Consider the following 10,912-nt stretch of genomic DNA (forward strand, 5'->3'; position numbering starts at 1 on the left):
GTTAGCCTTTCCTCAAAACCCGGTTCAAAGGAGGTGTCTAAGGGTAACCTTTCACCCTAAGAGCGGGTAGAAAAGAACTTGCATTCGCATTTATTATGAAGTTCTTTAATGACCTGGTAGCTGACCTAACCCATTTGTTCAGAGACCACTTACCCCAAATCTTACAAGGGACAGGTATTGTTGTAGGCGCCCTTTTAGCGGGTGGTTTTGCAAAATGGCTCCTATTCAGGTTTCTTTCTGCGTACAACCGGCGTTTCCCCCGGTTCTGGATTGCCGGTTTTCTGCGCCACCTGGACCGTCCCCTTTGCTACTTTCTCCCGCTGTTGATTTTATCCACGTTTTTGCCGGTGGTGCCCCTGCGCCCCGATGCGTTGGAGGTCTTCCGGAGGATTGTGGAGATTTCACTTACCTGTGCCTTCGCCTGGACCCTGATTGGCTGCGTGTACGTGGTGCAATACAGAATCAGGCACAAGTACCAACTAGACAAAGCCGATAACTTCAAAGAGCGGAAACTTTACACCCAGCTCCAGTTTGTGAAGAAAGTGGTCATCATCACCATTGTGTTCTTCACCATCTGTCTGATCTTGATGAGTTTCCCTACCGTGCGGAAGATTGGTACCGGTTTGGTGACCTCGGCGGGTATTGCCGGAGTGATCCTAGGTTTTGCGGCGCAGCGGTCCATCGGGAACTTGCTGGCCGGCTTCCAGATTGCCTTTACCCAACCTATTAGAATTGACGATGTGCTGGTGGTGGAGAACGAATGGGGCAAGGTGGAGGAAATCACCCTCACCTACGTGGTGCTGCGCATCTGGGACCAACGGCGGCTCATTCTCCCTTTGAACTACTTTATTGAAAAACCCTTTCAAAACTGGACCCGCACCTCGGTAGAACTGCTGGGCACCGTTTTCATTTACCTGGACTACACCGCTCCTCTGGAAGAAATGCGGAAAGAACTTACCCGCCTGTTGCCCCAGAACCATTTGTGGGACGGACGGGTGGGCATTCTGCAAGTCACCGATTTCAAGGAGCGCACCATGGAAGTGCGTATTCTGGTGAGCGCCGCCGATTCTGGCAGCGCCTTTGACCTGCGCTGTTGGGTACGCGAAAAGATGGTCACGTTCCTGCAGCAGAACCACCCCGAAAGCTTACCAGTTACCCGCACCGCTGGCGTGGCGGAAAGTCCTAAGTTGCCGTTTGTCCCCATGGAGGAAGCCTCCCAGTAAAAGCCACAGCTTCCGTTTAGAACCTATTATCTGTTAAACAAGCCCTAAACGGAAGCTGTGATACTGCATTTAAGAAGTGTTTTGCGCAGGGTGGCTCTTAATCTTTGTATGGGTCATACACATCCTCCCCTGCCATGGCCACACCAAGCGGCTTGAGGGTGTGAAGTATTTTGATGGTATTGCCCTGGTGCTTGAGCACGTCTTCCAGTTTCTTATAAGCCTCAGGCGCCTCATCAGCGCCGGCGCCGCGCAGTTCAATGCCTTTGGCTTTCATGCGCTGCTGCACCGCGTCAAAGTCAACCAATCCCGGTGACACCACGGTTTTGCGTTTCACGCCTTTCTTGTCCCTAATCCATTTTGTTTTACCGGCAGCAGCGCGTCTGCTGAGCAAACGACCCGCGCCGTGTACGGTAGAATATAAGCCTCGGATAGAAAGCTCGCTTTCCACGCCTTCTATAATAACCGAGTTGTCAAACATGTTAGCGCCGATAAAACCTTTCTGCCCCGGGAATGCGGGCGTGCAGCCTTTGCGCACCACCCAGTAATTCTCGCCCTGGTGCTTCTCAAACCACGCAAAGTTGTGGTGGTTGTGGATAATTTCGGTGGCTTTTCCGCCCAGAATATGCAGGACTTGATCTACCACTACATCGCGCCCCGCGTAGGCGTACTCGCCCGCCAAAGACATAGCAGCAATGTAATCCTGTCCCAGCTCTGAGTCGATGTCAAACAGGATGGGTGGCGCATCCATGGAGCTTTCCTTGGCTTTGTCAAAGAAACTAAGTCCCTGACTCAACGCAATAAACCCCGAAGCCGTCTTGTGCCCAAAGCCCCTGGACCCGAAGTGCACGCCTACCCACAGATAGCCTTTTTCGTCTTCAAACAAATCAATGAAGTGATTGCCGCTGCCCACCGTGCCTAGTTGCTCGGTGGCTACTTTGCGCAGTTCCCGCTGTGGCTTGAACTCGGCTTTCTTGATGTGCTCCAACACCGGATGGTCAATGCGTTTGGGATTGGGCCGCCCCACGCCAAACCCAATGGTTTTCACTATTTCATCCATGATCCGGGAAACGTTCACATCAGAAGCCATGATATCGGTGCGCACGGCTTTGTTTCCGCAGCCAATGTCAAACCCCACCCCAGATAAGGAAACCTTGTTTTTGTACGCCACGGCTCCTCCGATGGGGTGCGCGTAACCGTAATGGGCATCGGCGGTGAGCACCCCAATGTCTTCTTCGCTCACGCAGCGTTTTAACTGATCAATAGCGCTCTGGTCAATGATCTCTTCCCCAAAAACAGTGATGTTGTCTTGCACAATAGCCATGGTCCTACAAATTGGTGGTACAGGCTATACGTGAAAAGGGCGTTGCGTTTTTTACCTGTTTTTTGGGAAAGGAGTGAAAAATAGATAATGCCTCTCCTCTCTTGCCTCTCTCCTATTGTCATCTTGTAAAGATTTTGTGGGCGAACGGTAGTAGCGCTTGTGCGGAGTCAATCTAATTCGCCACAAGGTCCTTTCAAGATGACAAATGGAATGGGCCAGATACAGTGCATAAAGGATCTATCTCAATGGATAGTGAAGAAATAGTCCCGAACCCTTTTGAGAGAGTGAATTTGTTTCAATGTCAATGAATCCTGAGGGTCTTTAACATACTCAACCTGTACAAAAACATTTTTTGCACTCTTTATTCCCGTATGCCTGAAAATGTAAGTACTCTTTGGCTTTTGTTTATCTAAAATTAGTTGAATAGTATCCTTGCCATCAACGATGAAGGGTTTCACATTCTTAATAGCTGTTCGTGATGTAGAATCCTCTTTGCTGGTGAAGTTTATTTCCAGAAGGTCATTGCTATAATAGGGAGCATAACACTCAAAGGCATATCTATTACCTTTCACTAAGAGATTAGTCTGTTTCTGGGCATTCTGGGGAATAAACATGTGATTGGACACCAAACAACCTGTACAATAAACCAAAAGTGAAAGCGAGAGAACTCCAAAGGCAAGTTTTACAAGTATGTTATCCATTCCCAAGCAAGGTGGTTTCGAGCACAATTTCTCCAAAATAGCTTAAAAACAAAGAAGCCCCACCAAAAGGCAGGGCTTCTAATTATCCATTATTCTAGGAGATTACTTCTTCGCAGGCAATTCTTTCAGTAGCACTTCTACTGCCTTCTCTATTTGCTGGTCACGTCCTTGCGCTACCAGGGCGGGGTCATTAGCTATGAGGTAATCTGGCTCCAGTTGGGCGTTCTCCAGGAACTTGCCGCCACTGAGCGTGCGGTAGCCTACTTGCGGAATCCCGAAAACCATGGTGGGGTCAATCAGGGTTTCCCACCACACGAAGGTACCGGTTCCGGCCACGGGCATGCCCACGGTTTTACCGATGCCCAGTTCTTTGTAGAGTACCGGGAAGATGTGCGCGTCTGAGTAGTTGCTTTCGTTCATCACCACAATAGACGGACGAGTCCATTTGTTGCGAGGCTCGTCTGAGAGGTTCTGGCCGCGCGGGATGAACTCGGCGTACTGCTTGGTGTTCAGGAAGCTGATAAGGTCATCGTGCAGGTTTCCGCCGCCATTGGAGCGGGTGTCTACCACCAGCGCCTCTTTGGTCGCGTTTTTACCCAAAGCATCCTCATACACCGTGCGGTAGCTGGCATCGTTCATGCCCCGGATGTGCACATAACCCAAGCGACCGCCTGATAAACGATCCACTTCCTTGCGGCGGCTCTCCACCCAACGCTGGTACAGCAACTCGCTCAACTCCGTGCCCGAGATCGGCTTTGCCGTTTCTTCCCAACGCTGCTTCGTTTTCTCGTTGTACAGAGACACCAATGTGTACTTACCCGATTTGCGGTTCAAAAGCTGGTCTACATCGGTGTTGTCTTCAATAGGCTGACCGTCAATTTTCTCGATGATGATGCCCGGCTTCACTTTGGAGCTGGCGCGGTCAAACGGACTCAGGTTGATGACTTCCTTCACTTTCAAGCCCGGACCGGTGTATTGCTCGTCATAGAACAAACCCAACGAAGCTGTCGCGTCTGGGTTGGCCGAGCGATGGCTGTAGCGACCGCCGGTGTGGGAGGCATTCAGTTCGCCTAGCAATTCGCTCAGCACATCGGCGAAGTCATAGTTGTTGGCTACATGCGGCAGGAACTGGCGGTAGTTCTCGGTGTAAAACTTCCAGTCTACGCCGTGCAGGTCTTTCACGTAGAATTTCTTGTCCAACTGCCGGATCACGTGATCATACATATAGGCACGCTCAGCGGCAGCGTTCAGGTTCATCTCGCCGTTCACCTTGAGGGTCTCCTGCTTGCCGTTCTCGGTGTCTACTTTCAGGATTTTGCCTTCGGTTAACACAAACAGGTTCTTGCCGTCTTTGCTCATGACCATGTCTCCGCCGCGGGCACCCAGTTTGGCCAGCAGTTTGGTGTCATTGTCGCGCAGGTTGGTCACCCATAGGTCATAGCCTTTCTCAAAGCGGCTCAGGTAGAACATGCGGTCGCCTTTATCCGTCACCACGGCATCGGCTAAGTCTGAAGAGGTAGCCGTCAGACGGGCTTTGCGCTGGGGAAGGTTGTCCAGCTCCAGCGTCATACCAGCCGGAGCAAGAGTTTTAGCAGTTTCTCCTTTTTTGCCTTTCTTCTTGGGGTCAGTTTTGTCTGTTGAAGCACCGCCTGCCGCAGCTTCACGCTTCTCTAGGTCTTCTAACAAAGTGAAGTCTTCTTTGCTCAGTTTGAAACGGTCAAAACCGTCCTGCGTGGTGAAGAGGGCATAGATGTCGCCAGTACCCGAGTTGTTTCCGTTTCCACGCAGACCTTCGCGGTTAGAGTAGAAGGTGATCATTTTACCACCCATCATCCACTGCGGACTGTTCTCATAGTAGCCACTTTGGGTCAGGTTGATGATCTCGCCTTTGCCACTGGCTGAAATCAAACCTACTTCGCTCAGCCACTGCTTCGGCTGGTTGTACTGTACCAGGAACCACTTCCCGTCTGGTGACCACTCAAAGTACTGGTCTCCGTCTGAGTAGGAATAGTTGTTGGCATTGCCCAGAATGGTGCGCACCTGCTTGCTGGCTTTGTTCACCACTTTCAGGGTTACGCGTTCTTCCAGGTACGCCACTTCTTTGCCATCTGGTGAATACGCTGGCTGGAATTCCTCGGCTGCCGTAGCAATCACGGGCTCTTCTTTCAGCACCGTGGAAGCATAGAAGTACGGTTCGGCGCTGCGTACCAGGCTGGTTTCATAGATGTTCCAGCTGCCATTGCGCTCACTGGCATACAGGATTTTGCGGCCATCTGGCGAGAAGCTGACGCTCCGCTCCTGCTCCGGCGTGCTGGTGATGCGGCGGGTAATGCCCCCATCTACCGATGACACGAACACCTCACCCCGGTTCACAAACACGACTTCCTTACCGTTAGGCGATACCTCCATCTCGGTCATGCCACCGGAAATGGGCAGTACAGTCTCGGGGTTGGAGCGGATATCTGAATACAGCTGAATGGCTACTTTCTGCGGCTGCGCGCCCGGCTTGAGGGTGTAAATCTCGCCGTTGTAGGTAAACGACAGCACGCCATCTTTAGAACCGCTCAAGTGACGTACCGGGTGTTTGCTGAAATTGGTGACCGCGGCGCTCTGCTTCGGATTCTGCAAACTCATCTTGCGCACGTTGAACGTGCCGTTGGGCTGCTCACTTAGATAATACACCTCTTGTCCATTGGCGGTAAACACCGGCTGACGGTCCTCGCCCACGTTATCGGTGAGTTTGGTATGCTGCTTGGTTTTGGTGTTGTACGTCCAGATATCACGGGCAGTGGACGAGGTCTGGTGCTTCCGGAAATTGTTCTCCAAGCTTTTTTTGTCTTGGTAGATCAGCACATCGCCAGAAGCGTTGTATTTGGCAGCTTCGGCAGGCGTGGTCAGGACCATGGCATTTCGGCCACCACCCAGAGAAACGCTGTATAACTCAGGAAAGGTCGCCGAAGGGAACATGGTATTGGGGGCGGCATCTATTCTAGCAGAGGAGAAGATCACGTTCTTCCCGTCTGGGGTAAAGTCTGAGGGCACATCACTTGATGAGTGAAACGTGAGGCGTTTACTTTCGCCACCTTGGGCAGGCATGACAAACACGTCAAAGTTGCCGTAGCGGTCAGAAGCATAGGCAATGGATTTTCCGTCCGGAGACCAGACCGGCATGTACTCGTAGCCTTCGTGCATAGTGAGGGGCGTGGCGTTACCGCCGGCCGCGGCTACTTTGTACAGGTCACCTTTGTAACTGAAGACAATGGTCTGGCCATCGGGCGAGATCGCCGGGGTGTTAAGCCAGAGAGGGGTTTGGGTTTGGGCCATGGCTCCCAAGCTACCTGCGCAGCAAAGGGCCAAAATGGCTAGAAACCTCTTTTTCATGATGTAAGCGGTTGTTTGTTAGATTGGAATACTAAATGTAAGCAATGTTCCCGCTTATTCAAAAGAAGCACGGTTTAGGCTTATTTTTCAGGAAAATAGTTGGAGTATAACCTTTGTTTTGAAGGTGTTTTTAGGAAAACAGCCTTGAAATAGATAGGCGCAATTTTATTGAGTGTAGGGGCAATCCCTTGTGGTTGCCCTAACATAAGCAAATGTAGTGGGCAACCACAAGGGATTGCCCCTACAACATCAGGAATGCGTGTGGACACGAGCTGGAGGCTCGCGCCAGCGGATCTGCAACTCCGAGTCAAAGAAATTAATATTCATCTGAAACAAGGAAGCCGTTTTACCTCTGTTTTCAGAAAATCAGTGGTAAAACGGCTTTCAGAACCTGACTCAGAACTACAGACTCAGGACTCCCTTTAAAAATTTCCTTTCAAGCCTTCCTGGAAACAGTGGCGGCAGCGGGCTTCGTAGGAATCAGTTTCGCCCAGGAGAACTTTCTCTTTGGAGGCGGCTTTCCGGAAGGAGTAAGAGGCGATGTCGCCGCACTGCACGCAAATGGCGTGTACTTTGGTCACGTACTCGGCTACGCCCATTAAAGCCGGCATCGGGCCGAAGGGTTTGCCCAGGTAATCCATATCCAAACCGGCAACAATGACCCGGGTTCCCGAATTGGCGAGTTGTACGCAGACCTCGGTGATGGCCTCGTCAAAGAATTGGGCCTCGTCTATTCCCAAGACATCGCAGCCGCTGCCCAGCAGGAGCATGTCGTTGGCGAACTGGATGGGGGTGGAACGGATGCTGGTGGCATTATGCGAGACTACGTCTACCTCGTGGTAGCGGGTGTCAATGGCGGGCTTGAAGATCTCCACGCACTGTTTGGCAATTTTGGCGCGGTTAAGCCGCCGGATTAATTCTTCGGTTTTGCCCGAGAACATAGAACCGCAAATCACTTCTATCCAACCGCGCTTCTGGGTCTGTTGGCGGTTTCCCACCCTTGGTTCTATGAACATAACTTCTACTGAATGATTGAAAAACTGCGTAATTGGGGAAATAGGTGCGCCCAATCACAAAACGAAGGTACTAGCCCCCTCCCCTTTCCTAATGAACAATTTTTCCACACAGTTATCCAATAGCCTGTCAGTCAACATTTTGAATGATTAAGAAATGAATTTAGTGTGAGAATAGGTGTATTTGAAAATTTGAAGAAGTGCTGATTGGCCATGATGTTGGGCTACATCTCCAGATTACAAATAACCCTATCCATGCACCCCACCTCGCATTTCGTCAATTCACTTGGTATAAGAAATGTGCGGGAGCTTCGTTTGATGGGGAACGCGACAGGTAACGGGACCAGTGAGCTGCGCCTGACAGGTGAGGCGTTCATTGGGTTTGAGGCGGCCGTTGTTGCGGAAACGGGTCTCAGGGGCAGTATCTGGGGCTAGATTCTCGGCGCCTTCCAGCACTATCATGCGGCAGGAAGTGCATCGGCCTTTAGCGCCGCAAGCGTGCATCCAGTCTATCTGGGCGGCTTGCAGGGCCGCCAGAACCGTTTGGCCTGGGGCTACGTTCACCACAATTCCGTCCAGATTAGAAACCGTTAATTCGGCCATATTTCGCTATATTTACGAGCGTATGCTTCCTCCAATGAAAGACAAATATAATCAAATACGCCTGGCCCAGTACAGCCAGGCCCTTGCCCAACGCCTCAGCGAAGAACATTTTGCTCATCATGAGAACGTTACCGCTCAACAACTGATTTCCTTTACGCCTATCAAACAGGTGAACCTGTACATGATCAGAGAGCTGCTCACGCTCTGGAACCATGAGATGGCCAATCTACGCAGCCCGTACTTTGATTTTGAACACCCCGAGGTGAAAGATGCCTTGGTGCAGTTCATGAACGTACTCTCCCGGAAAATTTCCATCAAGCGCCCGCACTTTGAGCCTTTGTTGCTCAAGTCTATCCAAGATACGCTACGCACCGTGTTGGAGCCGGTGGCCGTGTTTGAGGAGAAATTCATGCGCATGGATGACCTATCAGTGGCCAAGTTGCAGGAAACACTTAAGTACCAGGATGTAGACAAAGACCTGTACCGCCGATTTCTGGACACCTTGTCTGACAGCCAACTGGACCGCCAACAAATCTCCTCGCAGCTGAACCGGTTCCTGGCTGAGCATGAAGGAGAGCGCACAACAGTGAACGAACTGGTAGCCCGGTTCAATGAACTGCAACCCTTACGGACCGATGAACTGCTCACGCCTGTAGCTGCTCCTGCTCCGGCCCCTATGGTTGCCGCCAGCACTCAGGTAGCTACTCCGCAACCAAGTTTCCGGCCAACGCTGAACACTGAGGTCAAGCTGAACGAGCGCCTGCAAACTGAGCAAAGACCCAGCCTGAACGAGCGCCTGAAACAACCTCTGGTTGCTTCCATGGCCGACCGCCAACAGGATCAGAAAATCGGTTCTCTGAAGGAGGCTATCTCCATCAACCAGCGGTTTGCTTTCATCAACGAACTGTTTGAGGGCGACAACATGGCCTACCATGCCGTGATCAAGCAACTGGATGAGTACGACAACTCAGACCAAGCCAAACGTTACCTGGTGCAGGACGTAGGCAGCAAATACAACTGGAGCCGCAAAGAGGAACACGTGCAGAAACTCACCAAGCTGATTGAGCGCAAATTTGCTTAAGCTTTTCTGCCTCTTTTTTTAAAAACATAGGTAGAACGCCCGCCTCTGCAGAAGAGGCGGGCGTTTTGCTTTTAGGTCTTTCCCTTTGGAACCTCGCACATCCATACTCTCGGTTATCTAAATCAACCACTACGCCAAGTTCTAATAGCAGCCGAATGACTTGTCAGCGGCAGTCCCTAGAAAGAGACTAATCGGTAAAAAGAGTCACTTCAATCATAAATGAAGAACCCCTTTCGGGCCTGTTTTGTTGAAACAGGCCCGAAAGGGGTTTGTTCTTGATACTTGCTACCTGATAACCTACTCACATTACCCGCGGCCTAAATCCAGTTTCCGGTGGGCATCAATAGCCAGCAGGATGAAGAGCAGAATAGTGAACGACCATAAGGAAGACCCACCGTAACTGAAGAACGGCAATGGGATTCCTACTACCGGGGCCAGCCCGATGGTCATGCCAATGTTCACCAGAAAGTGGAAGAAGATGATAGACGCCACGCAATACCCGTAAGTACGGCCAAACACTGAACGTTGCCGCTCGGCCACGAAGATGATGCGCGTGAGCAGACCGATGAACAGGCCAATAATGACAAGGCTGCCCAGCCAGCCGTGTTCCTCGCCCACGGTACAGAAGATAAAGTCGGTGCTTTGCTCGGGCACGAAGTCAAACTTGGTTTGCGTCCCCTCCAGAAACCCTTTCCCGAAGAACCCGCCCGAGCCGATAGCTATCTTGGACTGCGTCACGTTCCAGCCCACGCCCAAAGGATCAATCTCGGGGTCAACCAGTACCTTGATCCGGTTTTGCTGGTGCTCCTGCAAAATGTTATCAATGAAATACGTTACGCTGAACACTACTGCCAGAACCGCCACCCAGATGCCAATATAGGTAGGCATGTACCGCTTGATCCGGTGGAAGTTCAGCCACATGTAGGCGCCCATCAGCACCGTAATGATACCAGCCAGGTACCACTGCGGAATGAGGAGCGTGAGTACGAATACAAAGACCGCCACTGCGCCAATAATCAAGATCAAGGGCGACATGCCTTCCCGGAAGAAGGCCAGGGTGAAGGCGGCAAACACCAGCGCAGATCCTGTTTCGTTCTGCAGGATGATGATCATAGGTGGTAGCAAGGCCAATCCGGCTAGCTTGGCCTGGTCTTTCCAGTTCTGCTGCCGCAAGTTGATGCTGCTCATGAACCGGGAGACCGCCAGTGCCGTGGCAAACTTGGCAAACTCAGCGGGCTGCAACCGCACCGATTCTGTGATCACCAACCAGGAGCGCGAACCTTTGATCGGCGAAGCCAACACCAACGTACCCAGCAGGATGAGGATCACAAACCAATAAATTCCATAGGCCAAAGAATCATAGGCTTTGTAATCAATGGCAAACAGCATGATGATGATCACCACCGAGGTGCCGATCCAAGCCAGCTGCTTCCCGGAGTTCAGGGTGAAGTCAAAGATGCTTGTCACGTTCTCGGGATTGTATACCGCGGCATAGATGTTCATCCAACCCAGAATAACCATTAGCCCATACAGCCCAACGGTAATCCAATCAATGTTTTGTGTGAGTTTATAGGAATTCCGCATGTGTT

The 10,912-nt window shown here is 51.3% G+C and carries 7 protein-coding genes; 2 read left to right on the plus strand and 5 right to left on the minus strand.

Going from position 1 to position 10,912, the window contains the following annotated elements; all coding sequences use genetic code 11:
- Positions 1–95 precede the first annotated feature (95 nt).
- Positions 96–1,223, plus strand: coding sequence for a mechanosensitive ion channel family protein (locus tag ACW9SV_RS03130; protein WP_479555278.1), 1,128 nt, complete (start codon positions 96–98; stop codon positions 1,221–1,223).
- A gap of 97 nt (positions 1,224–1,320) precedes the next feature.
- On the opposite strand, the gene ACW9SV_RS03135 is transcribed toward ACW9SV_RS03130, so the two are convergent.
- From ACW9SV_RS03135 to ACW9SV_RS03150, 4 genes are all read right to left on the minus strand, one after another.
- Positions 1,321–2,544 carry an RtcB family protein gene (locus ACW9SV_RS03135; protein ID WP_479555279.1) on the minus strand — a complete coding sequence of 408 codons (1,224 nt, stop codon included), beginning with the start codon at positions 2,542–2,544 and terminating at the stop codon, positions 1,321–1,323.
- Positions 2,545–3,347: 803 nt separating this feature from the next.
- Positions 3,348–6,626 (minus strand): S41 family peptidase, encoded by a 3,279-nt coding sequence (locus ACW9SV_RS03140; RefSeq protein WP_479555280.1) that lies wholly within the window; start codon positions 6,624–6,626, stop codon positions 3,348–3,350.
- 422 nt (positions 6,627–7,048) lie between these two features.
- Positions 7,049–7,642, minus strand: a complete 594-nt coding sequence (locus tag ACW9SV_RS03145; RefSeq protein ID WP_479555281.1) for a thymidine kinase — start codon at positions 7,640–7,642, stop codon at positions 7,049–7,051.
- A 279-nt stretch (positions 7,643–7,921) separates the two neighbouring features.
- Entirely contained in the window at positions 7,922–8,242 is a 321-nt protein-coding gene (locus ACW9SV_RS03150; RefSeq protein ID WP_479555282.1) for a 2Fe-2S iron-sulfur cluster-binding protein, read from the minus strand.
- A gap of 34 nt (positions 8,243–8,276) precedes the next feature.
- On the opposite strand from ACW9SV_RS03150, the gene ACW9SV_RS03155 reads away from it, so the two are divergent.
- Positions 8,277–9,323, plus strand: coding sequence for a hypothetical protein (locus ACW9SV_RS03155; RefSeq protein WP_479555283.1), 1,047 nt, complete (start codon positions 8,277–8,279; stop codon positions 9,321–9,323).
- 306 nt (positions 9,324–9,629) lie between these two features.
- On the opposite strand, the gene rodA is transcribed toward ACW9SV_RS03155, so the two are convergent.
- Positions 9,630–10,907, minus strand: a complete 1,278-nt coding sequence (gene rodA, locus ACW9SV_RS03160; protein WP_479555284.1) for a rod shape-determining protein RodA — start codon at positions 10,905–10,907, stop codon at positions 9,630–9,632.
- Between the last annotated feature and the right edge of the window lie 5 nt (positions 10,908–10,912).

This window comes from Rufibacter sp. JT20002 (assembly GCF_056491185.1).

What these genes read in the sequence shown, in the direction of transcription:
- ACW9SV_RS03130 (WP_479555278.1), top strand. Translation starts at nt 96, where the DNA reads ATGAAGTTCTTTAATGACCTGGTAGCTGACCTAACCCATTTGTTCAGA.
- ACW9SV_RS03135 (WP_479555279.1), bottom strand. Translation starts at nt 2,544, where the DNA reads ATGGCTATTGTGCAAGACAACATCACTGTTTTTGGGGAAGAGATCATT.
- ACW9SV_RS03140 (WP_479555280.1), bottom strand. Translation starts at nt 6,626, where the DNA reads ATGAAAAAGAGGTTTCTAGCCATTTTGGCCCTTTGCTGCGCAGGTAGC.
- ACW9SV_RS03145 (WP_479555281.1), bottom strand. Translation starts at nt 7,642, where the DNA reads ATGTTCATAGAACCAAGGGTGGGAAACCGCCAACAGACCCAGAAGCGC.
- ACW9SV_RS03150 (WP_479555282.1), bottom strand. Translation starts at nt 8,242, where the DNA reads ATGGCCGAATTAACGGTTTCTAATCTGGACGGAATTGTGGTGAACGTA.
- ACW9SV_RS03155 (WP_479555283.1), top strand. Translation starts at nt 8,277, where the DNA reads ATGAAAGACAAATATAATCAAATACGCCTGGCCCAGTACAGCCAGGCC.
- rodA (WP_479555284.1), bottom strand. Translation starts at nt 10,907, where the DNA reads ATGCGGAATTCCTATAAACTCACACAAAACATTGATTGGATTACCGTT.